The sequence below is a fragment of the Pseudarthrobacter sp. NBSH8 genome, from assembly GCF_014217545.1.
In the GTDB taxonomy this organism is placed as follows: Bacteria; Actinomycetota; Actinomycetes; order Actinomycetales; family Micrococcaceae; genus Arthrobacter.
The window spans coordinates 2,975,775-3,001,537 of record NZ_CP043178.1; the positions used below are offsets into that span (position 1 = coordinate 2,975,775).

Consider the following 25,763-nt stretch of genomic DNA (forward strand, 5'->3'; position numbering starts at 1 on the left):
CCGTGCCACTCCAGTGTCTACGTTAACTCAAGGGTACTTCTGCCCCTGTAGTAAGAACCGCCCCACTGTGCCCCGCCAGCACGAACGAATCGCCGTGAAACAGGGTGGCCTCGTCCGTCGACAGCAGCACCGAGCCGCCCAAACCGTCCAGCCGCACCGGCGCTGCCGAGAAGTTCAGCAGCACCTCCATCGACCCGCGCCGGAAGCGCAACCAGCCGGCGTCGTCGTCGAACGTCACGTCCGTTTCCTCGAACCCCAGCCCGGCCAGTTCGGGGTAAGCCCGCCGCAGCGCCGTCAGCGAGCGGTAGAGCGACAGGAGCCGCGCGTGGTCACCGTCCGCGGCCTCCGCCCAGTTGAGTTTGGAGCGCCGGAACGTTTCGGGATCCTGTGGATCGGGGACGACGGCGGGATCCCACCCCATGCGTTCAAACTCTCGGATTCTGCCCTCCGCCGTCGCCTTGCCCAACTCCGGTTCGGGGTGCGAGGTGAAGAACTGCCATGGGGTGGAGGCCCCGAATTCCTCGCCCATAAACAGCATGGGCGTAAACGGCGCGGTCAGCGTCAGCACTGCGGCCACAGCCAGCGGGCCGTACGGGAGGGACTGGGACAGCCTGTCGCCGATGGCACGGTTGCCGATCTGGTCGTGGTTCTGGCTGCAGACCACCAGGGCCGCGGGGTGGACCAGCGAGGTGTCGATGGGCCGGCCGTGGTGGCGTCCGCGGAAGCTGGAGTAGCTGCCATCGTGCAGGAAGCCATCCTTGAGGACCTTGGCCAGCACGCCGAGGGACGCGAAATCGCCGTAATACCCTGCGGTCTCGCCGCTGACATTGACGTGCACCGCATGGTGGAAGTCGTCGCTCCACTGCCCGGCAAGACCGAAGCCGTTGGCATCGCGGGGATAGATCAGCCGCGGATTGTTCAGGTCCGATTCGGCGATGAGGGTCTTGGGAAGCCCTGTCTCCGTGGAGATGGCATCGCCCAGCGCGCCGAACTCCTCCAGGAGGTGCACGGCCCGCTCATCGCGGAGTGCGTGAACGGCATCCAGTCGCAGCCCGTCCACGTGATAGTCGCGCAGCCACAGGGCCGCGTTGTCCAGGATGTATTCACGGACGACATCGGATCCCGGGCCGTCGAGGTTGACCGAATCGCCCCACGTGTTGGCGTCCCCCTGCTTGAGGTAGGGGCCGAATTTGGACAGGTAGTTGCCGCTGGGTCCCAGGTGGTTGTAGACCACGTCCTGGATGACGCCCAGTCCGGCGGCGTGGGCGGCGTCCACAAAGCGCTGGTAGGCCGCAGGCCCGCCGTAGCCTTCGTGGACCGCGAACCACTGGACACCGTCGTAACCCCAGTTGTGGGTGCCGTTGAATCCGTTGACCGGCAGCAGCTCCACAAAGTCGACGCCGAGGTCCGCGAGGTAACCGAGCTTATCCGCGGCGGCGTCCAACGTTCCTTCGGGGGTGAAGGTTCCCACGTGCAGTTCGTAGATGACCGAACCGCGCAGTTCCTTGCCCTGCCAGCCGGCGTCCTGCCACCGGTGCGCGGCGGGATCGAAGGTTCGCGAGAGACCGTGGACGCCGTCCGGAACCCGCCGGGACCGGGGATCCGGCACGGGGGTGGTGTCGCCGTCGAGCAGGTAACCATAATCCACTTCGCCGCCGGCCGGCGCGTCCGGCGCGGACCACCAGCCTTCAGAGCCGGGAGCGGAACGGACCTTCTCCATGGGGTACTCCCGGCCGTCAGCCACGAGCACCACGGCGGCGGCGTCCGGCGCCCAGACATCAAAACGGCCGGTTCCCACGTTGGCCAGGGTCATCGTGTTTCTCCATTCGCTGGTACCAGCAGGGCCACCGGATAGGTGCCCAGCAGTTCGGCCACCGGAACGCTGCCGGGCCCGTACCCGACACCGGTGAGTTCATCACGCATCGGAACGGAAAGCTCGACGGCGGTGTCCCGCCATCCGCCGCCGGCCGCCAGTCCCGCAGGGAGCCTGGTGGCCAGGGCGAGCACGCCGGGGGCCTCCGCCGCCGCGCCGCGGGAGAAGGCCACGAGGTGGCCGGCCGCCGCGCCGGCTGCCTGCACCGGGCTGTAGCCGCCGAAAAGCTCCGGCTGGTCCCGGCGCAGCCGCAGTGCCCGCGAGATGACCAGGAGCTTGCTGGCCTCCGTGCCCGCGGCGGGCAGGGTGCCGGCGTCGATGGTTGCCAGTTCGTCGCGGCGCTGCCCGAAGTCCACAGGGCGGCGGTTGTCCGGATCGGTCAGGGACCGTTCCCAGAACTCGCTGCCCTGATAGACGTCCGGGACTCCCGGCATGGCCAGCTGGACCAGCTTCGCCGAGAGTGAGTTGGACGCTGCATGGGCATCGATGCGGTCCACAAACGCCGTGAGGGCTGCCGCCACCTTGGTGTTGTCAAACACGGCATCCACGGCTGCTGTGACGGTCTTTTCGAAGGCCCCGTCCGGTTCGGTCCAGGTGGTGGAGTTGCCGGCTTCGCGGGCCGCCTTCTCCGCGTAGCCCTGCAGCCGCTCCCGGCTGGCCGGCCAGGCGCCCACGATGGACTGCCACAGCAGGTTTTCGAACGGGCCGTCCGGGACGGGGGCCAGCCGGCGGAGGGTGACAAGGGTGTCGGCCCATTCAGCGGGGAGTTCGGCGATCACAGAAATCCGGGCCCGCGCGTCCTCGCTGCGTTTGGTGTCATGGGTGGACAGCGTGGTCATGGACAGCGGCATGTCGCGTTGGCGCCGCTCCATCCGCCGGTGGAATTCCGCCGGCTCCAGGGCGAACTCGGTGGGTTCGGCGCCCACTTCCGTGAGCGTGCCCAGCCGGGTGTACCGGTAGAAGGCGGTGTCCTCCACACCCTTGGCCATGACCATGCCGGAGGTCTGCTGGAACCGGACGGCGATGGCATTGTCCGGATCCAGCAGCAAGGGCAGGAGCGTGTCCACGGCGCCTACCAGCTCGGGGCGGTGGCCTGCTGCGGCGCCGGCTGCTTCGTTCAGCACTTCGGCGCCTGTGGGCAGGTAGGTCCGGTAAACCGGGAAGGCGGCGATGATTTCGGCGAGGGCGTCCGCAGCCTCGGTTACGGACAACCCGGCGGCCTCCGGCACAAGCCGGGCCAGCCGCAGCACCTCGGAGCGCAGGATGCCGTCCGCGATCATGCGCTTGGTGCCGAGGATCATCCCGGCGTAGTCGGCGGGGCTACCGCCCCGCAAGGATGCGTCCAGATCATCAAGACCCGGCTGGCCGGCCGGGTCCACAAAGAGCCGGTCCACGTCCGCCAGGGCGTCGTAGCCGGTGGTCCCTTCGCAGGCGAATTCGCAGGGCAGGACTTCCCCGGGTTCGAGGATTTTCTCCACCAGGATGTACGCACCGCCGCTGAGATCCTTGAGCCAGCGCAGGTATCCCCCGGGATCGGCCAGGCCGTCCGGGTGGTCCACGCGGAGCCCGTCCACCAGGTCCTCGGTGAACCAGCGGCCCACTTCGGCATGGGCTTCCTCAAAGACGCGCGGGGTTTCCACGCGGATGCCCGCCAGGGTGGTGACGGCGAAGAAGCGCCGGTAGTTCAGGTCGGCGTCGGCCCGCCGCCAGCCCACCAGCTGGTAGTGCTGGCGGTTGTGGACGTCCTGTGCGGAGTCCCCGGCCGAGTACGTTCCGATGGCCAGCGGGAACCGGTGGTCGTAGTACCGCAGCTCGCCGTCCACGATTTCCAGTTTGGCCAGGTCATCGTCCGAGCCCAGCATGGGCAGGCGCACCTTGCCCCCGGCGAGGTCCCATTCGACGTCGAACGCGTCCGCGTACGGCGAGTCCTTGCCTTCCTTCAGCAGGGACCACCACCACGGGTTCTGCACAGGAGTGGCAACACCCACATGGTTCGGCACGATGTCCACCAGGACACCCATGCCGTGGGCACGGGCGGCCTGGGATAGCGCCAGAAGACCTTCGGGGCCGCCGCGTTCGGGGTCCACAGCGGAAGGGTCGGTGACGTCGTAGCCGTGGTCCGATCCCTCCTCTGCCGTCAGGATGGGTGACAGGTAGACCCAGTCAGCACCCAGGTCTTTCAGGTAAGGGACGGTGGCTGCAGCGTCAAAGAGCGTGAAGCTGCGCCGGATCTGCAGCCGGTAGGTGGAGGCAGGGACCTTCACTTTTCGTCCGCCTTCGCTTCACTTGCCCTCGCTTCGCTGGCTTTGGCTGCCTGGGTCTGCGCCTCCACCATTTCTTCCTGCGCTTCTTCATGATCGGCCATGGAAGCCAGGGACGCGGCGGCGGACAGGTCCACGTCAGCTTCGGGGCCGGAGTAGGCCCGCAGGACCACCATGGATTTGGCATCCAGGGTCAGCGTGGCGCCGGCCTTGAGCGGTTCGTAAGCGTCTGCCTGGGTGGCGGTGTCGATCATGACCTCCCAGGACTGGGCGTACTCCTCCGACGGAAGGAGGAAGTCCACACTGTCGTCATGGGCGTTGAACGCCATCAGGAAGCTGTCGTCGGTGATCCGGCGGCCGCGGAAATCCTTCTCCTGGATGCCGTCGCCGTTGTAGAAGACACCGATGGTCCGGCCGAAGCCGTTCCCCCAGTCCTCGGGCAGCATCTCGGTGCCGTCGGTCCGCAGCCAGACGATGTCCGGCAGCTTCTCACCTTCGCCGCGGCGGACAGGACGTCCGTCAAAGAAGCGGCTGCGGCGGAACGTGGGGTGGTCGCGCCGGATCTTGTTCACGAAGGCTGTGAACTCGATCAGGGGCTGGTCCATGGCATCCCAGTGGATCCAGCTCAGTTCCGAATCCTGGCAGTAGGTGTTGTTGTTTCCCTGCTGCGTGCGGCCCAGCTCGTCGCCGTGGAGCACCATGGGCACGCCCTGGGAGAGCAGGAGGGTGGCGAGGAAGTTCCGCTGCTGGCGGGCGCGGAGCGTCAGGACTTTCTCGTCGTCCGTGTCGCCCTCTTCGCCGCAGTTCCAGGACCGGTTGTGCGACTCCCCGTCGTTATTGCCTTCACCATTGGCGTCGTTGTGCTTCTCGTTGTAGGACACGAGGTCGCGCATGGTGAAGCCGTCGTGGGCGGTGACAAAGTTGATGGAGGCCACCGGCCGGCGGGCGGAGCTTTCGTAGAGATCCGCGGAGCCGGTCAGCCGGGAAGCGAATTCCCCCAGTGTGGCGTGCTCGCCACGCCAGAAATCACGGACTGTGTCGCGGTACTTGCCGTTCCATTCGGTCCACTGGGGCGGGAAGTTACCCACCTGGTAGCCGCCCGGACCGATATCCCAGGGCTCAGCGATCAGCTTGACCTGGGAGACAATCGGGTCCTGCTGGATCAGTTCGAAGAAGGTGGACAGCTTGTCCACGTCGTAGAATTCGCGGGCCAGCGTGGAGGCGAGGTCGAACCGGAAGCCGTCAACGTGCATTTCCGTGACCCAGTACCGCAGGGAGTCCATCAGCAGCTGCAGGGAGTGGGGGTGCCGGACGTTCAGGGAGTTGCCGGTGCCGGTGTAATCCATGTAGTGCTTGTGGTCGCCGTCGACAAGGCGGTAGTAGGCCTGGTTGTCGATGCCCTTGAAGGACAGGGTGGGGCCCAGGTGGTTGCCCTCGGCGGTGTGATTGTAGACCACGTCAAGGATGACTTCGATGCCGGCACGGTGCAGGTCGCGGACCATGGCCTTGAACTCCTGGACCTGGTTTCCCACGTCCCCGGCGGAGCTGTAGGTATTTTGCGGGGCGAAGAAGCCGATGGTGTTGTAGCCCCAGTAGTTGTTCAGGCCCTTCTCCACCAGGGTGCCGTCATTGACGAACTGGTGGACCGGCATCAGTTCGATCGCTGTGGCGCCGAGCTTTTTGAGGTGCTCGATGACCGCGGGGTGGGCCACGCCGGCGTAGGTGCCGCGCTGCTCCTCAGGAATTTCGGGGTGCAGCTGGGTGAGGCCCTTGACGTGTGCTTCGTAAATGACCGACTGGTGGTAGGGAATACGGAGCTGGCGGTCGCCATCCCACTCGAAGAACGGGTTGATGACCACGCCGTGCATGGTGTGCGGCGCCGAGTCGGCGTCGTTTCGGGAATCGGGGTCGCCGAATTCATAGGAGAAGAGCGCAGGGTCCCAGTCGATCTGGCCCTCAACGGCCTTGGCGTAGGGGTCCATCAGCAGCTTGTTGGCGTTGAACCGGCTGCCGCCTGCAGGATCGTAAGGTCCGTGGACCCGGTAGCCGTACTTCTGGCCGGGCTGGATGTGGGGCAGGTAGCAGTGCCATACGTAGGCGTCCACTTCAGTGAGCTCGATCCGGGTCTCGGTGAGGTCATCGGCCAAGAGGCAGAGTTCCACCCGCTCCGCCTGTTCGCTGAACAGGGCAAAGTTGGTGCCGGTACCGTCGAAGGTAGCTCCGAGGGGGTAAGCGGTTCCAGGCCAGACTTCCATGATGCTCCTCTTTGGTTGCTGCAGCAGGGGAAACGGAACGCCCCACTGCAGGTGCGAACGTATGCCTACCGTAGCGGCAGGCTGTGACTATTACGTGAATGGGGCCCAGAGTTACTAAGCCTACTGACTTTACCCCAGGTGTAGGGTAAGGCATCGGCGACACTGCCGGCGGTGATAGGCCCGCCCTCGCAGGCGTCCGACGCCGATCTGCCGGCCTTGCCGTGCATTGCGGCGCCTAGTGCGGCCAGCGCAGCCCAACGCGCCGGGCCTGGAATGTCCAGTTTTTGGAACCGCCCGACGTCGGTCCCTGACTGCGCCAGCAGCGCACCAATGATGCCGGCCAGGACGTCGCCGCTGCCGGCCGTGGCCAGCCACGGGACGCCGTCGGCCTGGCTGAACACGGCTCCGTCTGGGGCCGCCACCAGCGTGGTGGCGCCTTTCAGGAGGACCGTGGCGCCCGTCAGCCCGGCGGCCTTGCGCGCGGCCGCCAGCGTTCCTGCCTCCACCTCTGGGCGGTCGGCGGGTTCGCCCAGCCGCGCCAGCAAGGCGGCAAGCTCGCCGGCGTGCGGCGTGAGCACCACCTGCGGCCCCAGGACCGCGGGCAGGGCAGGCAGCGCCCCGGCGTCGGCGATGACGGGCAGGCCGGATTCCACGGCGTCGCGGGCGCGCTGGAGCTGTTCGGTGTCGCCGGGCCCCATGCCCGAACCCACGAGCCACGCCTGGACGCGGGTGTCCGCCACGGAGCCCGTACTGCACACCACTTCCGGGCAGGACTGACGCACCAGGTTGGCCACCTCGGGCGGGCCCAGGTAGCGGACCATGCCAGCGCCCGCTGCCAGCGCACCGCGGCAGGCCAGCACGGCGGCGCCCGGATAATCGGCGGATCCTGCCACGACGCCCAGGACGCCGCGGGAATACTTGTGCGAGCGCCTCCCGGGCTGCGGCAGGAGCCGGGCCAGGTCCGCCAGCTCAAACCTGCGCAGTGCCGGCCATGGCAGGTCTTCTTCGATTCCGATGGGCACCACGTGGACGCGGCCGGCGTGATCGGCGCCAGGGTCGGCCAGCAGCCCCACCTTGGCTGCGCCGAATGTTACGGTCACCTCCGCGGACAGCACCGGCGCATGGGCTTCCCCGGTATCGGCATCCACGCCGCTGGGAACATCGCAGGCCACCACGATCCCCGGCTCCCCGGACGAGAGCCGCAGTTCCGCAAGACCCCTGACCAGGTCAGCGGCCGCCCCGCGTAGACCCCCGTTGGCGCCCGTTCCCAGAATTGCGTCAATCACAACGTCGGCACTCGCCACCTGTGCCGCAAGCTCGTTGGCGTTGAGTTCGGTGAGGAGGTACACCCGGCCGCCGGCGCGCTCAAAGGCAGCCAGCGCCTCGGTGTGGGCGGTTCCGGCGGCGAGCACCGCCGTCGTTCGCATTCCCCTGGCAGCCAGGAACGAGGCGGCAAAGAGGCCGTCTCCCCCGTTGTTGCCCTTGCCCGCCAGGACGGCCACGCTGGCGCCGTAAAGCCGCCGGCCACGTGACTTCAGCTCGTGGACCGCCGCGTTGGCGAGCCCGTAGGAGGCGCGTTGCATCAGAACAGCACCCACCCCTGCAGACAGGAACGGCTGTTCGGCCGCCCTGATTTGGGTTCCGGTATAAGCGCTGATCATGGCATCAGGTCCGTTGGCGGGTTGAGCAGGAGGTGGCTCAGCCTTCGGCCAGTACCGTGGCGGTGGCGATCCCGCCGTCGTGGCTCATGGAGACGTGCCACCGCTTGACGCCCTTGGACTCGGCCACTGCGAGGACGGTGCCTTTAACCTGGATGGTGGGTCCATGCTGGTCCAGCCCGATCCAGCAGTCCTGCCAGTTCATGCCTGCAGGCGCGCCGAGCACCTTGGCCACGGCTTCCTTGGCGGCGAACCGCGCGGCCAGCGAGCGGGTGTTCAGTTCACGTTCAGCGGGCACGAACAGCCGGTCCCGGAGCCCGGGGGTGCGCTCAAGCTGGCGGCCGAACCGCTCGATGTCTACAACGTCTACGCCAATGCCAACAATCATGGCGCTATTCTACGGGGACGCTCGTCACTGCACCGTACAGCGCCTTCCGCGGGAGACAACACAAGCCCCGGGCCAAAGGCTCGGGGCTTGTGTTGTTGGTGACTAACCAGCGCAGGGCCGGTCAGGCTGCGGTTACTCTACGGTGACGCTCTTGGCGAGGTTGCGGGGCTGGTCCACGTCGTAGCCCTTGGCCGAGGCGAGGGCCAGGGCGAAGATCTGCAGCGGGACCGTGCTGAGCAGCGGGGCCAGCAGCGTGTCGGTCGCCGGGATGTAGAAGACGTGCTCGGCGTAGGCCTTCACGGCCTCGTCGCCCTCTTCGGCGATCACGATGGTCTTGGCGCCGCGGGCCCGGACTTCCTGGATGTTCGAGACCACCTTGGCGTGCAGCGAGTCGCGGCCGCGCGGGGACGGGACCACCACAAAGACGGGCTGGCCTTCCTCGATCAGCGCGATGGGGCCGTGTTTGAGCTCACCGGCGGCGAACCCTTCGGCGTGGATGTAGGCGAGCTCCTTGAGCTTCAGCGCACCTTCCATGGCCACCGGGAAGCCAACGTGGCGGCCCAGGAACAGCACCGACTTCGCATCCTTCATGGACACGCCGAGTTCCTTGATCTGCGCCTCGTTGTCCAGGATCCTCTGGATCTTCGCGGGGATCTTGTTCAGGTCCGCCAGGATGTCCTTGATCTCGCCCTGGAACTTGTTCCCGCGCAGCTGCGCCAGGTACAGGCCCAACAGGTACGCGGCGGTGATCTGCGCCAGGAACGCCTTGGTGGAGGCAACGGCGATTTCCGGGCCGGCGTGCGTGTAAAGCACGGCGTCGGATTCCCGCGGGATGGTGGAGCCGTTGGTGTTGCAGATGGAGACGGTCTTGGCGCCCTGTTCCTTGGCGTACCGGACGGCCATCAGGGTGTCCATGGTCTCCCCGGACTGGGAGATCGAAACGATCAGGGTGTTCGCGTCCACGATCGGGTCCCGGTACCGGAATTCGTGGGAGAGTTCCACCTCGGTGGCGATCCGGCACCAGCGCTCGATGGCGTACTTGGCCACCTGCCCGGCGTACGCGGACGTGCCGCAGGCCAGCACAATGATCTTGTCGACGTTCTTGAGCAGCTCCGGGTCGATCCTCAGCTCATCCAGGGTCAGTCTGCCGTTAAGGTCCGAGCGGCCCAGCAGCGTCTGCAGGACGGCGTTGGGCTGGTCATGGATTTCCTTCTCCATGAAGGACGGGAACCCGCCCTTTTCCGCGGATTCGGGGTCCCAGTCAACGTGGTATTCCTTGCCCTCGGCCGGGGCACCGAAGAAGTCCGTGATCTCCACCGTGTCGGCGGTGATGGTGACAATCTGGTCCTGGCCCAGCTCCACCGCACGGCGGGTGTAGTCAATGAACCCGGAAACATCCGAACCCAGGAAGTTCTCGCCCTCGCCCAGGCCAACCACCAAAGGTGAGTTACGGCGGGCAGCGACCACAACGTCCGGCTGGTCAGCGTGAACCGCGAGGAGGGTGAACGCACCCTCGAGGCGCTGGCAGGCGAGCTGCATCGCCGTGGTCAGGCCGCCGTCGGAAACGTCGCCGTTAAGTTTGGTGCGGAAGATATCGCCCAGCAGCACGGCAGCGACTTCAGTGTCCGTCTCGGACTCGAAAACATAGCCCTTGCCCACGAGTTCGAGCTTCAGCTCGGCGAAGTTTTCGATGATGCCGTTGTGGATCAAGGCCAGCTTGCCGCCGTCGGCCAGGTGCGGGTGCGCGTTCTGGTCCGTGGGACCGCCGTGCGTGGCCCAGCGCGTGTGGCCGATACCGGTGAAGGTCTCCGGCAACGGACGCTCCTCCAGCTCAGCAAGAAGGTTGCTCAGCTTGCCGGACTTCTTCCGGGACTGAATAGACCCCGCAGAGACCACCGCCACCCCCGCGGAGTCGTACCCCCGGTACTCGAGACGGCGCAATCCCTCAAGGACTACATCCAACGCACTGTGACCGGCAATCCCACGGCCAGCAGAATGGCCCACATATCCAACGATTCCACACATGGACTCCAGCTTATCGGCAGCCGGGTTGAGTTCTAAACTCAGGGTCCTCCATTTCGCTCTCAGGCCCGCGCGGGGCAGAATCTCTAAAGTGACTTTGCAACGCAACGAAGCGAATGGAGAGGGTGCCTCCCCATTCGTTGAGCTGGACCGTCAGACCTGGTCCCGGCTCGCCGCCCAGATGGAGCAGCCCCTTAACGAAGAGGACATTGTCCGCCTGCGTGGCCTCGGCGATCCCCTGGACATGAAGGAGATCCGCGAGGTCTACCTGCCCCTTTCCCGGCTCCTGCACCTGTATGTGGAGGCCGCGGGCCAGCTTCATTCGGCCACCACCACCTTCCTGGGTGAGCAGACCCAGCGGACTCCCTTTGTCATCGGCGTGGCCGGCTCGGTGGCCGTGGGCAAATCCACCATCGCCCGCGTGCTCCGGGAGATGCTGCGGCGCTGGCCCGGCACTCCCAACGTCGAGCTGATCACCACGGATGGTTTTCTTTATCCCCTGGCCGAGCTCAAACGGCGCCAGCTGCTGGAACGCAAGGGCTTCCCGGAGTCTTACGACCGCCGCGCGCTGCTGCGTTTTGTGAGCGAGATCAAGGGCGGCGCGGAGGAGGTCCGGGCACCCTGGTACTCCCACGTTACCTACGACATCGTGCCGGAGAAGGAAGTGGTGGTCCGCCGCCCGGACGTGCTGATTGTGGAGGGCCTGAACGTGCTGGCCCCGGCCCGCCCGCGCCACGACGGCAAGCAGGGGCTGGCGCTGAGCGATTTCTTCGATTTCTCCATCTATGTGGATGCCAAGACCTCCTTCATCGAGGAGTGGTACGTGGAGCGGTTCCGGAAACTCCAGAGCACCGCATTCGCGCAGCCGGAGTCCTATTTCCACAGGTATGCGACGCTGTCCGACGAGGAAGCCGAGCGCACCGCCCGGGACATCTGGAAACGCATCAACGAGCCCAATCTGGAGGAAAACGTCCTCCCCACGCGCGGCCGGGCCCAGCTGGTTCTGACCAAGGACGCGGACCATTCCATCCGCCGCATGCTCCTGCGGAAGGTTTAACCCACATGTGCCACGACTGCGTGGCCGGAGGCCCCTCGGGGGCCAGCCGCCGCTCCTTTACCCGCTTCCTCGCCGCCGGAGCGGGGCTGACCGTCCTGGCAGCCTGCACGCCGGAGGCACCGGCCGGGGTGCCGCCGTCGTCGTCCTCCGCTGCCCCGGCGGTGACCTCCCAGGTCCCATCCCCGGTCGCGGCCCCTTCGGTGGAAAGCACGACGGCGGCAGTTGAGCCGCCGCCGCAGGCTCCCGTGCCGCCGTCGGCAACTCTCCCCCGTCAGTTCTCGCTGACGGACCCGGCCAGTCCGTGGCTCGTGGTCAACAAACACCGTCCGCTGTCGCCGGCGGACTACGTTCCGGCGGATCTCGTCCACCCCAACGTCCGGCTGGCTGTTTCCGGGGAGGCTGCTCTGCTGAACAGCACAACGGCGGTTGCCGCGGAAGCGATGTTCGCCGCCGCCGCGCACGACGGCGTGAGCATAACGCTGGCGAGCGGTTACCGTTCGTACGGCACCCAGGTGGCCACGTACAACGGCTATGTGGCCACCCGAGGCCAGGCCGATGCCGACACCGCCAGCGCAAGGCCCGGCTACTCGGAGCACCAGAGCGGCTGGTCCTTTGACATCGGCGACGGCGGCGGGGCATGCGGCTTCCAGCCGTGCTTCGCGGACCAGCCCGCGGCGGTGTGGGCGAAGGCGAACGGCCACCGCTTCGGTTTTGTGGTGCGGTACCCGTGGATGTTCCACCCGATCACCGGCTACTACTACGAGCCGTGGCACCTGCGGTACCTCGGCGTGGAGGCCGCCACGGACATGGCGGCCCGGGGCATCAGCACTGCGGAGGAGTACTTCGGGGTGGATGCGGCGCCGGCGTACGCCTGACCACCGTGCTGGTGTGTTGCAGGGGCGTCATCCCCTGTTAACGGCGATGCGCTAGCTTGGTACTCATGCTGACAGGATTCAAGAATTTCATTATGAAGGGCAATGTTGTTGACCTTGCCGTAGCCGTTGTGATGGGTGCCGCATTCAGCTCCGTCGTGACCTCTATCGTCCAGGGCCTGCTGACGCCCCTGATCGGACGTCTGTTCAGTGCCAAGGGCGTTGAAGAGATGCAGTGGGAGGGATTCATGTATGGGTCCGTCATCTCCTCCATCATTTCTTTCGTGCTGGTGGCCGCCTCCATCTACTTCGTGGTGGTACTTCCCATGAACCACATGATCGAGCTCCGTAACCGCAAGCTGGGAATCAACAAAGCTGTCAAGGAAGAGGCTGCGGAAGATCCGCAGATCGCGCTTCTGACCGAAATCCGGGACTCGCTGCAAAGCCGAACCCCCTAACTTCACGGCAACCATCTGTGGCCCGCTTCCTGAGGGAGGCGGGCCACACTTTGTTGTCTTGGATCAGTTGCTCAGCGGTCAGTCGGTGACCAGCTCGAGCGCGAGTTCTGTGCGGACCACGTGGACGAGACGCTCGGCGATGGCCTCAGCCGTCGCTTCATCGGCAGCTTCCACCATGACGCGCACTACAGGCTCAGTTCCAGACGGACGGAGCAGGACGCGTCCGGTGTCGCCCAGTTCAGCTTCGGCCTGGGCCACGGCCGCTGCGAGCACCTCGGAGCTGTGCACGCGGCTGCGGTCCACGCCCTTGACGTTGATAAGTACCTGCGGGAGCTTGGTCATCACGGTGGCCAACTCCTTGAGCGGCTTGCCCGTCAGGGCGATCTGCGCGGCAATCTGAAGCCCGGTGAGGACGCCGTCGCCTGTGGTGGCGTAGTCAGCGAAGATCACGTGGCCGGACTGCTCCCCGCCGAGGTTGAAGCCGCCGTCGCGCATACCCTCCAGAACGTAGCGGTCCCCCACTGCCGTTTCGCGGATGCTGATGCCTGCCTCGCGGAGGGCAATCTTGAGGCCGAGGTTGCTCATGACGGTAGCCACCAGGACGTCGTCGGTGAGCTTGCCCGAGGCTTTGAGAGCGACGGCCAGGATCGCCATGATCTGGTCACCGTCCACTTCGGTGCCTTCGTGGTCGACGGCGAGGCAGCGGTCGGCGTCGCCGTCGTGGGCGATGCCGAGGTCGGCTCCGTGCTTCAGCACGGCGGCTTTGAGCGGACCGAGATGGGTGGAGCCCACGCCGTCGTTGATGTTGTGGCCGTCCGGCTCGGCGCCGATCACGATGACGTCGGCGCCGGCGTCCTTGAAGACCTGGGGTGAGCAGCCGCTGGCGGCGCCGTGGGCGCAGTCCAGCACTACCTTCAGCCCGTCCAGGCGGTGCGGGAGGGTGCCCAGGAGGTGCACGATGTAGCGGTCCTCGGCGTCGGAGAAGCGCTGGATCCTGCCGACATCACTGCCGACGGGCCGTTGGGGCGCCCTGCTCATCTGTTCCTCGATGGCGTTCTCGACATCGTCGGGGAGCTTCCGGCCACCGCGGGCGAAGAACTTGATCCCGTTGTCCGGAGCAGGATTGTGGGAAGCCGAGATCATGACACCGAAGTCGGCGTCGAGGTCTGCCACCAGGTACGCCGCAGCGGGAGTGGGAAGGACACCGGCGTCGTAGACGTCAATACCGGAGCTGGAGAGCCCTGCCTCCACGGCGGCGGCGATGAATTCCCCGCTGGCGCGGGGGTCGCGCGCCACCACGGCGCGGGGCCGGGTGCCGTTGGTATTGCGGTCATGACCAAGCACGACGGCGGCCGCCTGGGCCAGGTTCATCGCCAGCTCGGCAGTCAACAGGCCGTTAGCCAGGCCCCGGACACCATCTGTTCCAAATAATCTAGACATCGTGGACAAGTCTAGAGGATGGACACGCGGGGCTTTGAACCGGCTGGTCAGGGTGACGCCGTCTTTGCTTTGCGGGAGCACAACATTAAGGGCAAAAGCCCGCCCCACCAACAGTGGGACGGGCTTCTGCGTAAGCGGGTTTAGCGCTTGGAGTACTGCTGAGCCTTACGGGCCTTCTTGAGACCGGCCTTCTTACGCTCGATGACGCGTGCGTCACGACGCAGGTAACCGGCCTTCTTCAGGGTGGCGCGGTTGTTCTCGGTGTCGATCTCGTTCAATGAACGGGCGATGCCGAGGCGCAGGGCGCCGGCCTGGCCGGAGATGCCACCACCGTGGATGCGGGCAATGACGTCGTACGCGCCATCAAGATCGAGGATCTTGAAGGGCTCGTTGACGTCCTGCTGGTGCAGCTTGTTCGGGAAGTAGTTATCCAGCGCGCGGCCGTTGATGGTCCACTTGCCGGTGCCGGGGACGATGCGCACGCGGGCAACAGCTTCCTTGCGGCGGCCAACTGCGGCGCCGGCGACGGTCAGTGCCGGGCGCTCCTTCTTGGGCGCTTCTGCTTCTGCAGGACCGCTCTCCGAGGTGTAGCTGGTCGGGTTTTCCTCAGCCACAACGGCCTCGGTGGTCTCTTCGTTCTGAGCCACGATTCTCCTTGTATAGATAAGTTGTTTGGTGGCCAGGACTACTGGGCGACCTGGGAAATTTCGAACGTCTTGGGCTGCTGGGCGGCGTGCGGGTGCTCTGCACCGCGGTACACCTTCAGTTTGCCCAGCTGCTGTGCAGCGAGGGAGTTCTTAGGGAGCATGCCCTTGATGGCCTTCTCAACGGCGCGGACCGGGTTGGATTCCAGGAGTTCCGCGTAGTTGACGGAGGTCAGGCCGCCCGGGTAGCCGGAGTGGCGGTATGCGCGCTTCTGCTCCAGCTTGGCGCCGGTCAGGGCAACCTTCTCAGCGTTGATGATGATGACGAAGTCGCCCATGTCCATGTGGGACGCAAAGGTGGCCTTGTGCTTGCCGCGCAGCAGGATTGCGGTCTGGCTCGCAAGACGACCAAGGACAACGTCTGTGGCGTCAATGACGTGCCACTGGCGGTTGATATCGCCGGGCTTCGGGGTGTACGTACGCACGGTTTTTGCCTCGTTCTTGTTCTGGCGTTCTTGTTTAGGTGTCACTCAAGCGTGTGCACCTACTATCTATGCGCTACCGGAACAGAGGTGAGGGCTCTATGTAACCAGTAATCCTGAGGTCCCGAATGTGCTCGTTGAGTAGTCATCCTGCAACCGGATTCTCAAGCGGGCACGCATCATCGAGAAAGGACACGCACAACGACTACCAATGTTAGCTTGAACCTGGCCTCAGGGTCAAAATGGGGTAGCCGGACACCCATGAGTAATTCCGCCGGCCCGACATAACAGGGGATGCAGTGACTACTTGGGGCGACCCTGGCTTAGCAGAACCACTTCTTGTGGCCGTCATCGGCCTGATAGGACTCATCGCCTCACCGTTGGCTGAGCTGCTCATCGCTGAGATGCTCCCCCGTGTCGGCCCGATGCCCGGTTGGGGAGCAAGGATCACGACGGCGGCGATCACCGGAGCCCTCAGCGGAGCCTTCGCACTCCGTTTCGGCGCCGACCCCGCACTGCCGGCCTTTGTACTTTTCGTCATTTTGGGTGTGCAACTGGCTCGAATTGACATCTCGCTGCACTTGCTGCCGGATCCGCTGGTTCTTTTGCTGCTAACAGGATGCCTTTTCTTACTTCTAGGGGCCGCCTTGAGCGGGGGACCCTGGTCCAGCCTCGCTCGCGCACTGTCCGGGACCGCAATTCTTTTCGTCATTTACCTGGCTCTGGCGTTAATTTCACCAGCAGGCCTGGGAATGGGCGACGTTAAGCTCGCCGCACCCGTAGGCCTCTACTTGGGGTACCTAGGCTGGAGCCAACTCCTTTATGGCGGACTGCTGGGGTTCGTTCTCAATGGCATTGTCACTGTTGTAGTGGTAGCGCGAAAGCGCAAAGAACGTACAGCAGAGGTGGCTCATGGGCCGTCAATGATCGGCGCCGCCGTGGGTATCGGGCTTTTGTTTTCCTAGTCCTGGAATCGGACACGACCGCAAGGCCAGGCTGCCCAGAGCAGCAATCCAAGTAGCAGCGCCTCCAAACGTCTGAGTAGTCGCGTACGGTTCCGAGTACGCGCTGAAAATACCAGGAAAAAAGTCGAGTACTACTACGCATTGTTGCGCTGAACGTCCGAATGCCAATCTCGTCTTAGCGAAGTCCAGCAAGCGCTAAGAAGTATGGGGCAGCTGGAAATTCGTTGAAATCAATTCACATCAAATTTCACCGAATCTAAGGAAAATAAAATGACTTCTCTCATGGTCTCAATGACTGCTTTCATCGCCGGCATCAAGGATCGCCTCGCTTCCGAAAAGGGCGCGACGATGGTTGAGTACGGCATCATGGTGGCTCTAATCGCGGTCATCGTCCTCGCAGCCGTCGGTCCGCTCGGCATCGCCATTCGCGATATGTTCGCCGGCATCACCGGCCAGCTGTAAACCAAAAGCCTCGTTGGCCGGCTCTGCTAGCTCTTTGGCTCCAGGGTCGGCCAACTCCTTTTGAAGCCAAAGGGAGCTCAGAACTCTATTTAGTGGCATCGGGCCCGGGGAGACGGTTGTGAAACCGAAACAGAAAGAACGCGGTGCGGTAGCCGTGGAAATGGCTATGATTTTGCCGCTACTGCTTCTCATAGTTATGGGAACCATCGAGTTCGGCCGGGTTCTCAATGTCCAAATCTCCATGACGCAGGCAGCACGTGAAGGCGCGCGATACGCAGCCATTCATTACAAGGACTCGAACTTGGATGTAAGAGCAGCGACGCTCGCTGCAGCGCCGTCACTCTCGGGTCTGCCCGTCGGGGTTACCCACAATGCTGGCAGCTGTACTAGTGGCGCCAACGTCACAGTCACGACCAAGGTGTCGCTGCCTTCACTCTCCGGCTTTCTGGACGCCGGCTTTTTTGGGTCTCCTGGGATGTTTCCCATGACCCTCACCGGAAAAGGAGTCATGAGATGCGGCGGTTAGATCAGGTTCGGGCTCAAAACGAGCATGTAGTGAAGGCTGAAAATTCCCAGCGGGGCGCCGCGAGCGTTATCGTGGCCATTCTTTTGGTGGTCCTCCTGGGCTTCTCTGCGTTGGCCGTCGATGTGGGTGCCATGTACGCGGAGAAAGCCCAGCTGCAAAACGGCGCGGATTCCGCCGCCCTGGCTGTGGCGAACCAATGCGCCAAGGGCGCTTGTGGCAACAGCACTGCGACAGGGCAGCTGTTTGCCAACAGCAACGCCAACGACGGCGCGAGCGGAGCCACCGTAACATTTCCCAGCGCCACCACCGTTCGAGTCGTAACCAAGGCCAGGGCAGCCGGCGCAACCGCGGACGGATTTTCCCTGTTCTTCGCCCGCGTAATGGGGTTCAACACCACCCAGATTGGCGCGACTGCCCAAGCCAAATGGGGGGCGCCTTCTGCAGCTACCACCCTGCCCTGGACATTCAGCGAGTGTGTTTTCAAGAAATACCTCAGCGCTACCCAACTCAATGAATTCAATTCGACCGGAACCTTCACGGGAAGTCCTACACCCACACACATTCTGCTCCGCTACGACACGAATGCCCCAGCGTACCCCGGCTGCGCCTCACAAAACGGCTACATGCCTGGTGGATTTGGTTGGCTGGATACGGACACAGGGTGCTCCACGGATGTCAATGTTGCAAACGCCGAAGTCGGCAGCAATCCGGGCAACGACCTACCCGCAGCTTGCCGCGATATGCCGGCCACCATAAAAGACTCACCGGTCCTCATCCCTGTCTACACATCTGCCGTTCAGAACGGTCAGAAGACAACTTATACGCTCAAGGGCTTCCTAGCGTTCCAGGTTACCGGTTATAAATTCGGCGGAGCCGTCCAAAGCCTCGACCCACTCGCCCCAGCCTGTAACGGCAACTGCCGCGGCATCCAGGGCTACTTCACCCGCTTTGTCTCCCTCCAGGAAGGGCTGACCACAACGAGCGGGACGCCCAACTACGGAGGCTCCGTAGTTTCACTCACTGAGTAGACACTGGCCTTATCCGCCGAACCGATGTACACAACTTTGGAAGGAGCAAGAAAGTGAAATCTCGCCTGCTGGGAGGCATTGCCGCACTATTGCTAGCAATCACCGGGACCATACTGCTGGCCGTTTACGTCCAGGCAGCCGATAGCAGGGCAGCCCAAGGGCTGAACCCTGTGAAAGTACTCGTCGCGAAGGAACACATTCCCGCCGGCACGAAAGTGGAGGATCTGGCCAGCAAGCTGAAGCTGGAGTCCCTGCCACAGTCAGCCGTACCGGCTGCCGCCCTGGAGAGCCTCGACGGCCACGCCGGCAAAGTCACATCCGCCAGCTTGGAGCCCGACGAACAGTTGCTGGCCGCCAAACTGTTGGATCCCAAGGAACTGGTTCCCGGGACTGTGCCGGTGCCGGATGGGCTGGAGGAAGTAACTTTCCTGCTGGCCCCGGAACGAATCCTGGGCGGCAGGCTCGAAGCCGGAGATGTCGTAACTGTTTACGGCTCTTTCAAGACTGAGGATGGAATTCCGGCTGACGCCAACGTGCCGGCGGAGGTCAAAGGTTGGAAGCAATCCACTGGTCTGCTCTTCCACGACGTTCTGGTGACAGCTGTCCAAAAGGCCGCCCCGGAAACAGCCAACTCGGGCTCTAATGGCTCCTCCGCCGATTCCGCGGTTGCCATGCCTAACGGCTCCGCTTTTGTCACCGTGGCAAGGAGCGATGCAGACGCCGCGAAAATGGTCTTTGGCGCTGAATTCGGAACACTGTGGCTCGCCAAGCAGACCGCCACGAGCACCAAATCGCAGCCTCCGGTCACTACCTTTGGTGGGCTGTACTGATGAGCCGGTTTGTTGCTATCACCGGGGTCCGCGACTTCGAATCCCGGGTGCGCCAAGCAGTATCCACCGCGCTACATGGCGAGCTGCAAACCCTGTCCCCGGAGGTTTTGTTCGGGGGGCCCGATGATGTCTTGGGACAGCTCACCGGCGCAGCGCCAGAAGTGCTGATCCTCGGTCCTGGAGTCAACGCGGAAGATGCACTCAAGCTGGCAACAGTGTTTGATCTGCAATTCCCCGAGATCAGTCTGCTCCTTGTCGCAGAGCCAACACCCGAGCTCGTTCTTCGTGCGATGCATTCCGGGATCCGCGATGTGGTCACCCCTGAAATTGAGACAAACGAGCTTCGTGTTCTTTTGGAGCGTGCCTGCTTGGCATACGCCAGCCGCCGCCGAGGGATGGCACTGCCCACGGATCCTGGTCAAGAGCGGGGCCGCGTAATAGCCGTCATGTCGCCCAAAGGAGGTGTAGGTAAGACCACCGTTGCAACGAACCTGGCGATCGGTTTGGGCAAAGTGGCGCCGATGAGCGTGGTGATCGTTGATCTTGACCTGCAGTTTGGCGATGTTGCATCAGGATTGTTGCTCGAACCCGAGCATTCGATCACGGACGCCGTTCACGGAACAGCCTCGCAGGACTCGATGGTCCTCAAAGCGTTCTTGACCGTGCACCCCGCGGGAATCTATGCTCTCTGCGCCCCAAGGACCCCCGCGGAATCGGATTACATTACAGGGGAGCATGTGAGCCGGCTCCTTGACCAGTTGGCAAGCGAATTCAAATACGTCATTGTGGACACCGCGCCGGGCCTGGGCGAGCACGTGCTGGCAACGTTGGAGCGGGCTACCGATGGGGTGTGGGTGTGCGGCATGGACGTTCCGAGCGTGCGCGGGTTGCACAAGTGCTTCGGGGTTCTGAGGGAGCTGCAATTACTGCCGCAGGGCCGTCATACAATCCTTAATTTCGCGGACCGTAAAAGCGGACTGTCGGTCCAGGACGTAGAGGCCACCATAGGAGTCCCCGTGGACGCAATAATTCCACGGTCAAGGACCCTGCCCTTCTCCACCAACCGGGGCGTACCCGTCCTCCAAGCATCCACCAGGGATGCGGCTTCGAAGGGGCTGAAAAAACTAGTGGACCGGTTCGACCCAGAGTGGGTAGCTTCCTCTCGCAATAAATTGCACCGAAGGGTGGTTGTGTCATGAAACTTTCAGATCGGCTCGCCAAGTCACAGAGCACTTCCACCCCCGCAATTGACACAAGCCACGGCTTACAGGCTGTACCCGAGCCAGCCATTCCACCTTCCCCGCCGGAAGCCTCCGGTTACGCTTCGGCAAGCCCGCCGCTGGCTCCGCTCTCCCTTGGGGGCATTCCCGTTGCCACACCCACCGACGCCCTCGCCGGGCTCAAGCAACGAGCCGCCCTGGCCCTGTTCCAGCGGCTGGGAACACGCTTCGGAGACACAACCTCTTCGGAGGAAGAACTGCGCGCTATAGCGGTTGACGAACTTTCGGCGGTCATCGACGAGGAGCAGGTACCGCTGTCCCCCGAGGAACGGCGCAGGCTCATCCGGGAAATCGCAGACGAGGTCATGGGATTCGGCCCACTCCAGCGGCTGCTCGAAGACCCTTCGGTCACTGAGATCATGGTCAACAAGTTTGATCAGATCTACATAGAACGTAACGGCCGTTTGTCACTAACGGGATCGCAGTTCAGTTCCGACGACCACCTGCGCAAGGTTATCGAACGGATCGTTTCCAAAGTAGGCCGACGCATTGATGAATCGTCGCCGCTGGTGGACGCCCGGCTCGAAGACGGTTCGCGCGTGAATGCCATCATTCCGCCCTTGGCTGTAAATGGCCCATCACTGACGATCAGGAAGTTCAGCAAGGTTCCGCTGACAGTAAAAAATCTCATTGACTGGGGCTCGCTGACCCCCGAAATGGCTGAACTGCTGAGCGCCTGTGTTCGGGCCCGGCTTAACGTCATAGTCTCCGGCGGAACCGGCACGGGTAAAACTACCCTCCTGAACGTGCTCTCGTCGTTCATCCCCGAGGATGACCGCATTGTCACCATAGAGGACGCGGTGGAGCTTCAGCTTCAGCAAGAGCATGTAGTCCGGTTAGAAAGCCGCCCTCCCAACATTGAAGGGAAAGGCGCCGTGGGCATCCGGGAGCTCGTCCGGAATTCGCTACGTATGCGGCCTGACCGGATCATTGTGGGGGAAGTACGCGGCGGCGAGTCCCTGGACATGTTGCAGGCAATGAACACTGGTCACGACGGATCACTGTCCACCGTCCACGCGAACTCGCCACGGGATGCCATCGCCCGGCTTGAGACGCTTGTGCTCATGGCCGGGATGGACCTTCCGCTGCGTGCTATCCGTGAGCAGGTCTCCTCGGCCGTGGACCTCATTATCCAAGTCACCAGGCTGAGGGACGGTAGCCGGCGGGTTACGCACGTTACAGAGGTGCAAGGAATGGAGGGTGACATTGTCACACTGCAGGATGCATTCCTCTTCGACTACTCAGCAGGCGTTGATCAGCACGGAAGATTCCTCGGCAAGCCGATCCCCACGGGTATTCGGCCGCGGTTTCTGGACAGGTTCGCGGACCTTGGCATAGCTATTCCCCCTGCTATCTTCGGTACGCCGATTTCAGTGGGGAGGGGGTAGCAGTGGACTCACCGGCTCTTTTTGTCGCGGCAGTCGCGTTATGCTTCGGTGCCCTCCTTGTCCTTGTCCTTGTTGTCCTTAAGCCTCGCTTCACTCCAATTCCCGTGGAACGCCGTCGACCCCATGGCGGTCCGGATAGAACTGCGCTAGGCCGGGCCTCGGAGTCGGCGACAAAATTGATGGGCGGATTCCTCGGCAAATCCGGGGGTCCCTATAACCAGGACCTGCTCTACAACGCGGGCGTAAAGCTGACCCCGGCCGAATTCTCGGTCTTGGTGGCCACTGCCGCCTTTTTGATCGGGTTGCTTGGCGGGCTGCTTAGCAGCCCGCTTATCGGAACGATGCTGGCGCTTGCCACCCCGGTGGGAGCACGTATGGTCTTGGCATTCCGCCGGGACAAGCGACGTGGCCAGTTCGACGCCCAACTATCGGGCACCATTCAAGTGCTCATCGGCGGACTCCGCGTGGGCCACAGCGTGATGCGCACCATTGAGGCCGCCGCTCACGAATCCGACGCACCCACCTCCGAGGAACTCAACAGAATTGTCAACGAAACCCGGATCGGCAAGGACGCCCGGGAGGCCATCGAGGATGCTGCGAATCGGATGGACAGCGAAGATTTCAGGTGGATCGGCCAGGCTATCCAGATCAACAGAGAAGTTGGCGGTGACCTCGCGGAGGTGTTGGAACAGGTGGCGGGTACAATCCGCGAGCGCAGCGAAATCAAGGGCCATGTGAGATCCCTGAGCGCTGAAGGCAAAATGTCGGCCTACATCCTGATGGCTCTACCTGTCGGTGTCGCGATGTTCGTCAGCATGATCAATCCCGGCTACTTGAATGTATTCATAGAAAAACCCATTGGTCACGTGATGATGGTCGTCAGTATCCTGATGTTCGCCATTGGTGGTTTTTGGATGAGCCGAATTATCAAGATCAAGTTCTGAGGACCCGCCATGACTACACTCGCTTGGATAATCATCGCTACAGTAGTTCTCCCCCTCACATACTTCGCGTGGTCCCTGGTGACCCTCGACCGCGGAGGGGCCTTGGCGGTTCAGAGCAACCTCGCCCGCGGATTCAACCTGGGCGCCGCCAGCTCCGCTCAACGTCCACCAGTTCTCCTCGGAATCTCCAAACGGCTTACCCCTGGAAGCTACGAAGCGAAACTCGATCGCTGGCTGTCGATGGCCGGGCGCCCAACCTCCATGCCGCTGGCAAAGCTGATCGTTGCCAAACCACTACTGGCATTTGCCGGCGCGGTGGCAGGAATCCTGCTCCTGGCGAACTCGTTCACATCCACGAATATAGCCCTCGCTGTTTTTATTACCTCGTTGTCGTACTTCCTGCCCGATCTGCTGGTATACAACAAAGGCATAAAGCGGCAGGAGGCCATAGAACTTGAATTGCCCAACACGCTGGACCAGATGCTGATTTCCGTGGAGGCGGGGCTGGGGTTTGAATCCGCTATGGCCCGGGCAGGGTCCTCCGGCGATGGTCCATTAGCCCAAGAACTAATGCGCACGCTACAGGACATACAGGTGGGCCGGCCGAGACAGGAAGCCTACGAAGCTTTGGCGGATCGATCTTCGGTCCCGGACTTGCGAGGGTTTGTGCGGGCTGTAATACAGGCTGATAAGTACGGAATCGGTATCGCGAAGGTCCTCCGGACCCAAGCAAAGGACGCTCGGGTGAAGCGTCGCCAGCGAGCAGAAGAAAAGGCCATGAAGCTTCCAGTAAAGGTACTCTTTCCGCTAATTTTCTTTATTTTCCCCGTGCTGTTCATCGTCCTGCTCGGGCCTGCAGCGATCAACATTATCGAGGCCCTCTCGTAGGCGTGCTGCGACCTAGAGCTGTGGCAGAACAGTAAGCGCGCCAATCGGCGCCCCAAATGCCGGACCCCCTCGGAACCCAGAACCGAGGGGGTCCGTTTGTGTGCCCAGACAGCCCCTTCGGGGTTAAGCGCAGTAGACCCGAAGGGAAAGCACAGGAAATTCGCAGCTGCGGCAGCGTTAGCGCAGGATACTCCAAGATCCGGTCAAGTTGGTTTCAACGATTGCTAGCTTCGTTTTAGAGCTGGTGCAGGGCCAGCCATCCGAACTCGCTCAGGAGTACGACATGCTTTCTCTCATCGCTACCATTCACACCCTCGGCTTCAACCTTAAGAGCCGCCTCAGCAGCGAAAAGGGTGCCACCGCCGTCGAATACGGCATCATGGTTGGCCTCATCGCAGTTGTCATTATCATCGCTGTCAGCACCTTGGGCGGCACTCTTAACGGCTTCTTCGAGTCGATCAACACCCAGCTCGCCCCCGCCGCCCCCTAAGTAGTAGTCCCAGATCTGGGTCTTGTCTATCCATTCCATTCCGCAGGTTGTGCGGTGCAGGAGGCGTACCTGCACCGCACAACGTGCCTCCCGTCCATAATGAGGCCCGAACCAGCGACAGAGGACGTATTGCGAATGCAGAACAACGAACGCGGTGCGGCCGCCGTCGAGTTCGCGATCCTGCTACCCCTTCTCTTGCTGCTGGTGCTGGGAACCATCGAATTCGGGCGCGCCTACAACGCCCAGATCACCCTCACCAACGCCGCGCGCGACGGTGTCAGGGTTATGGCCATCGCCAACGACCCCGCCGGCGCCAAGACTGCGGCCAAGAACGCCGCGGCTTCCGTCAGCACGGCGATACCCACGTCAGACGTCACGCTCAGCACCTCCACGTGCAGCACCGGCAACCAGGTGACGCTCACCATCAAATACACCCTCTCCACCATCACTGGCATAGCCGGCCCGTTCCCCATGACCGGAAAAGGAGTCATGCTGTGCGGCGGCTGACCGGAGGCACCCAAACCAGGGAACGCGGCGCCGTTACGGTCATCGTGGCGCTCCTGATGGTGGTTCTCCTTGGCTCCGTGGCGATCGCCGTTGACGTCGGAGTGATCTACTCCGAGCGCGCCCAACTGCAGAACGGGGCGGACGCCGCGGCCATAGCCACTGCCCAAAAGTGCGCCCGGGACGCGAGCAGCGAGTTGTGCTCGACGACGTCCACGCTCGCCGGCAGCCTCGCGAACCAGAACGCACTGGACGGTCTGAGCAAGGTCTACTCCATTGACCTGGACAAGACCGCGAGAAAAGTGGCCGTCCAAACGTCTGCCAAAGAGAAGGGCGGAACAGACAACTCGGTGTCCCTCTTCTTCGCGGACATCCTGGGGTTCCCGACCAAGGAAGTTGGAGCCAAGGCGTCGGCCGTGTGGGGCAGCCCCAAAGCGGGACGGACGGCTTTTCCTTTGGCCTTCTCCATTTGCCAGGTCAAGGACAGAGTGGGCGGGGCACTCCAGCTCCTCCAGGAACACGGCAAAAACAGCAACCCCGGCTGCAATTACGGGCCTTCCGGTGCGGCCGTTCCCGGCGGCTTCGGTTGGCTGGCCCCTGACGCCGGAAAGTGCGGGGGCAGCATTGATCTTGCCCTCAGCCAGGGCGGTAGCGATACCGGCAACAACGCGCCCACCAACTGCGCGACGGAGCTCAACCGCTGGGCCAGCGAAATCACCGCCGGACGGGAGATCATCGTCCTGCTTCCCATCTTCAACAAAGTCACGGGCACCGGCGCAGGTGCCGTCTACGGCCTGATATCTTTCGCTGCCTTCAAAGTAACCGGCTGGAAGTTCAGCGGAAACGCTGCCCTTCCCTACGAATTCCGCAGCGGCATCTCAGCAACCACCGGCGTGACCAAAGCCACCGAGTGCAAAGGCGATTGCCGCGGGATCATCGGCAGCTTCGTCAAATACGTCTCCCTCGCCGACGGCTACTCGCTGGGTCCCGTGGACGAATACGGGGCCACCATCGTCCGCATGACCCTCTAGTTCCCTCGCGCCCATTC

Annotated in this window: 24 protein-coding genes; 15 read left to right on the forward strand and 9 right to left on the reverse strand. The window is 63.3% G+C overall.

What is annotated here, in order from left to right:
• Positions 1-22 precede the first annotated feature (22 nt).
• The 6 genes from treZ to glmS all read right to left on the reverse strand — a co-directional run bounded on the left by treZ (position 23) and on the right by glmS (position 10,460).
• Positions 23-1,813 carry a malto-oligosyltrehalose trehalohydrolase gene (gene treZ, locus FYJ92_RS13605; protein ID WP_185261185.1) on the reverse strand — a complete coding sequence of 597 codons (1,791 nt, stop codon included), beginning with the start codon at positions 1,811-1,813 and terminating at the stop codon, positions 23-25.
• Positions 1,810-4,137 carry a malto-oligosyltrehalose synthase gene (gene treY / locus FYJ92_RS13610; protein WP_185261186.1) on the reverse strand — a complete coding sequence of 776 codons (2,328 nt, stop codon included), beginning with the start codon at positions 4,135-4,137 and terminating at the stop codon, positions 1,810-1,812. Before treY ends, treZ begins: the two co-directional genes overlap by 4 nt.
• Positions 4,134-6,389 (reverse strand): glycogen debranching protein GlgX, encoded by a 2,256-nt coding sequence (gene glgX, locus FYJ92_RS13615; RefSeq protein ID WP_185261187.1) that lies wholly within the window; start codon positions 6,387-6,389, stop codon positions 4,134-4,136. The genes treY and glgX overlap by 4 nt, the downstream gene beginning before the upstream one ends.
• 65 nt (positions 6,390-6,454) lie before the next feature.
• Entirely contained in the window at positions 6,455-8,050 is a 1,596-nt protein-coding gene (locus FYJ92_RS13620; protein ID WP_185261188.1) for an NAD(P)H-hydrate epimerase, read from the reverse strand.
• 37 nt (positions 8,051-8,087) lie between these two features.
• The gene (locus tag FYJ92_RS13625; RefSeq protein WP_056344245.1) at positions 8,088-8,435 is read right to left on the reverse strand and encodes a holo-ACP synthase; all 348 of its coding nucleotides are present in this window, start codon (positions 8,433-8,435) and stop codon (positions 8,088-8,090) included.
• Between the two features lie 132 nt (positions 8,436-8,567).
• Entirely contained in the window at positions 8,568-10,460 is a 1,893-nt protein-coding gene (gene glmS / locus FYJ92_RS13630; RefSeq protein ID WP_185261189.1) for a glutamine--fructose-6-phosphate transaminase (isomerizing), read from the reverse strand.
• Positions 10,461-10,548: 88 nt separating this feature from the next.
• Here glmS and coaA point away from each other — a divergent pair, with 88 nt between their 5' ends.
• The 3 genes from coaA to mscL all read left to right on the forward strand — a co-directional run bounded on the left by coaA (position 10,549) and on the right by mscL (position 12,844).
• On the forward strand, positions 10,549-11,514 hold the full coding sequence (gene coaA, locus FYJ92_RS13635; RefSeq protein ID WP_185261190.1) for a type I pantothenate kinase: 966 nt from the start codon (positions 10,549-10,551) through the stop codon (positions 11,512-11,514).
• A 5-nt stretch (positions 11,515-11,519) separates the two neighbouring features.
• Positions 11,520-12,389, forward strand: a complete 870-nt coding sequence (locus tag FYJ92_RS13640) for a D-alanyl-D-alanine carboxypeptidase family protein (protein ID WP_185261191.1) — start codon at positions 11,520-11,522, stop codon at positions 12,387-12,389.
• A 65-nt stretch (positions 12,390-12,454) separates the two neighbouring features.
• Complete coding sequence (gene mscL / locus FYJ92_RS13645; protein WP_185261192.1) at positions 12,455-12,844, forward strand: large conductance mechanosensitive channel protein MscL; 390 nt, start codon at positions 12,455-12,457, stop codon at positions 12,842-12,844.
• Positions 12,845-12,922: 78 nt separating this feature from the next.
• Here mscL and glmM read toward each other — a convergent pair whose 3' ends face one another.
• From glmM to rplM, 3 genes are all read right to left on the reverse strand, one after another.
• Positions 12,923-14,284, reverse strand: a complete 1,362-nt coding sequence (gene glmM / locus FYJ92_RS13650; protein WP_185261193.1) for a phosphoglucosamine mutase — start codon at positions 14,282-14,284, stop codon at positions 12,923-12,925.
• 140 nt (positions 14,285-14,424) lie between these two features.
• Positions 14,425-14,931: a 30S ribosomal protein S9 gene (rpsI, locus tag FYJ92_RS13655; RefSeq protein ID WP_056344277.1), complete on the reverse strand. Its 507-nt coding sequence runs from the start codon at positions 14,929-14,931 to the stop codon at positions 14,425-14,427.
• A gap of 38 nt (positions 14,932-14,969) precedes the next feature.
• Positions 14,970-15,413, reverse strand: a complete 444-nt coding sequence (rplM, locus tag FYJ92_RS13660; protein ID WP_058931751.1) for a 50S ribosomal protein L13 — start codon at positions 15,411-15,413, stop codon at positions 14,970-14,972.
• A gap of 338 nt (positions 15,414-15,751) precedes the next feature.
• Between rplM and FYJ92_RS13665 the strand changes: the two genes are divergently transcribed.
• From FYJ92_RS13665 to FYJ92_RS13720, 12 genes are all read left to right on the forward strand, one after another.
• Entirely contained in the window at positions 15,752-16,375 is a 624-nt protein-coding gene (locus FYJ92_RS13665) for a prepilin peptidase (protein WP_255482084.1), read from the forward strand.
• Between the two features lie 270 nt (positions 16,376-16,645).
• Positions 16,646-16,837 carry a Flp family type IVb pilin gene (locus tag FYJ92_RS13670; protein ID WP_255482085.1) on the forward strand — a complete coding sequence of 64 codons (192 nt, stop codon included), beginning with the start codon at positions 16,646-16,648 and terminating at the stop codon, positions 16,835-16,837.
• A gap of 118 nt (positions 16,838-16,955) precedes the next feature.
• A complete protein-coding gene (locus FYJ92_RS13675; protein ID WP_185261194.1) occupies positions 16,956-17,363 on the forward strand; it encodes a TadE/TadG family type IV pilus assembly protein in 408 nt (135 codons plus the stop codon).
• Complete coding sequence (locus FYJ92_RS13680; RefSeq protein WP_185261195.1) at positions 17,351-18,391, forward strand: TadE/TadG family type IV pilus assembly protein; 1,041 nt, start codon at positions 17,351-17,353, stop codon at positions 18,389-18,391. The genes FYJ92_RS13675 and FYJ92_RS13680 overlap by 13 nt, the downstream gene beginning before the upstream one ends.
• Before the next feature lie 53 nt (positions 18,392-18,444).
• Positions 18,445-19,221 (forward strand): Flp pilus assembly protein CpaB, encoded by a 777-nt coding sequence (locus FYJ92_RS13685; RefSeq protein WP_185261196.1) that lies wholly within the window; start codon positions 18,445-18,447, stop codon positions 19,219-19,221.
• Positions 19,221-20,420, forward strand: coding sequence for an AAA family ATPase (locus FYJ92_RS13690; protein ID WP_185261197.1), 1,200 nt, complete (start codon positions 19,221-19,223; stop codon positions 20,418-20,420). The genes FYJ92_RS13685 and FYJ92_RS13690 overlap by 1 nt, the downstream gene beginning before the upstream one ends.
• Positions 20,417-21,889, forward strand: coding sequence for a CpaF family protein (locus tag FYJ92_RS13695; protein WP_185261198.1), 1,473 nt, complete (start codon positions 20,417-20,419; stop codon positions 21,887-21,889). Before FYJ92_RS13690 ends, FYJ92_RS13695 begins: the two co-directional genes overlap by 4 nt.
• 179 nt (positions 21,890-22,068) lie before the next feature.
• A complete protein-coding gene (locus FYJ92_RS13700) occupies positions 22,069-22,833 on the forward strand; it encodes a type II secretion system F family protein (RefSeq protein WP_255482086.1) in 765 nt (254 codons plus the stop codon).
• 9 nt (positions 22,834-22,842) lie between these two features.
• Positions 22,843-23,721 carry a type II secretion system F family protein gene (locus tag FYJ92_RS13705; RefSeq protein WP_185261200.1) on the forward strand — a complete coding sequence of 293 codons (879 nt, stop codon included), beginning with the start codon at positions 22,843-22,845 and terminating at the stop codon, positions 23,719-23,721.
• 283 nt (positions 23,722-24,004) lie between these two features.
• The gene (locus tag FYJ92_RS13710; RefSeq protein WP_185261201.1) at positions 24,005-24,211 is read left to right on the forward strand and encodes a Flp family type IVb pilin; all 207 of its coding nucleotides are present in this window, start codon (positions 24,005-24,007) and stop codon (positions 24,209-24,211) included.
• A 135-nt stretch (positions 24,212-24,346) separates the two neighbouring features.
• Positions 24,347-24,718 (forward strand): TadE/TadG family type IV pilus assembly protein, encoded by a 372-nt coding sequence (locus tag FYJ92_RS13715; RefSeq protein ID WP_185261202.1) that lies wholly within the window; start codon positions 24,347-24,349, stop codon positions 24,716-24,718.
• Positions 24,706-25,746, forward strand: a complete 1,041-nt coding sequence (locus FYJ92_RS13720) for a TadE/TadG family type IV pilus assembly protein (protein WP_185261203.1) — start codon at positions 24,706-24,708, stop codon at positions 25,744-25,746. The genes FYJ92_RS13715 and FYJ92_RS13720 overlap by 13 nt, the downstream gene beginning before the upstream one ends.
• Positions 25,747-25,763 lie beyond the last annotated feature (17 nt).

What these genes read in the sequence shown, in the direction of transcription:
- FYJ92_RS13620 (WP_185261188.1), bottom strand. Translation starts at nt 8,050, where the DNA reads ATGATCAGCGCTTATACCGGAACCCAAATCAGGGCGGCCGAACAGCCG.
- glgX (WP_185261187.1), bottom strand. Translation starts at nt 6,389, where the DNA reads ATGGAAGTCTGGCCTGGAACCGCTTACCCCCTCGGAGCTACCTTCGAC.
- FYJ92_RS13625 (WP_056344245.1), bottom strand. Translation starts at nt 8,435, where the DNA reads ATGATTGTTGGCATTGGCGTAGACGTTGTAGACATCGAGCGGTTCGGC.
- glmS (WP_185261189.1), bottom strand. Translation starts at nt 10,460, where the DNA reads ATGTGTGGAATCGTTGGATATGTGGGCCATTCTGCTGGCCGTGGGATT.
- glmM (WP_185261193.1), bottom strand. Translation starts at nt 14,284, where the DNA reads ATGTCTAGATTATTTGGAACAGATGGTGTCCGGGGCCTGGCTAACGGC.
- FYJ92_RS13695 (WP_185261198.1), top strand. Translation starts at nt 20,417, where the DNA reads ATGAAACTTTCAGATCGGCTCGCCAAGTCACAGAGCACTTCCACCCCC.
- FYJ92_RS13700 (WP_255482086.1), top strand. Translation starts at nt 22,069, where the DNA reads ATGGGCGGATTCCTCGGCAAATCCGGGGGTCCCTATAACCAGGACCTG.
- FYJ92_RS13680 (WP_185261195.1), top strand. Translation starts at nt 17,351, where the DNA reads ATGCGGCGGTTAGATCAGGTTCGGGCTCAAAACGAGCATGTAGTGAAG.
- treZ (WP_185261185.1), bottom strand. Translation starts at nt 1,813, where the DNA reads ATGACCCTGGCCAACGTGGGAACCGGCCGTTTTGATGTCTGGGCGCCG.
- FYJ92_RS13670 (WP_255482085.1), top strand. Translation starts at nt 16,646, where the DNA reads ATGACTTCTCTCATGGTCTCAATGACTGCTTTCATCGCCGGCATCAAG.
- FYJ92_RS13640 (WP_185261191.1), top strand. Translation starts at nt 11,520, where the DNA reads ATGTGCCACGACTGCGTGGCCGGAGGCCCCTCGGGGGCCAGCCGCCGC.
- FYJ92_RS13705 (WP_185261200.1), top strand. Translation starts at nt 22,843, where the DNA reads ATGACTACACTCGCTTGGATAATCATCGCTACAGTAGTTCTCCCCCTC.
- FYJ92_RS13715 (WP_185261202.1), top strand. Translation starts at nt 24,347, where the DNA reads ATGCAGAACAACGAACGCGGTGCGGCCGCCGTCGAGTTCGCGATCCTG.
- FYJ92_RS13690 (WP_185261197.1), top strand. Translation starts at nt 19,221, where the DNA reads ATGAGCCGGTTTGTTGCTATCACCGGGGTCCGCGACTTCGAATCCCGG.
- mscL (WP_185261192.1), top strand. Translation starts at nt 12,455, where the DNA reads ATGCTGACAGGATTCAAGAATTTCATTATGAAGGGCAATGTTGTTGAC.
- FYJ92_RS13710 (WP_185261201.1), top strand. Translation starts at nt 24,005, where the DNA reads ATGCTTTCTCTCATCGCTACCATTCACACCCTCGGCTTCAACCTTAAG.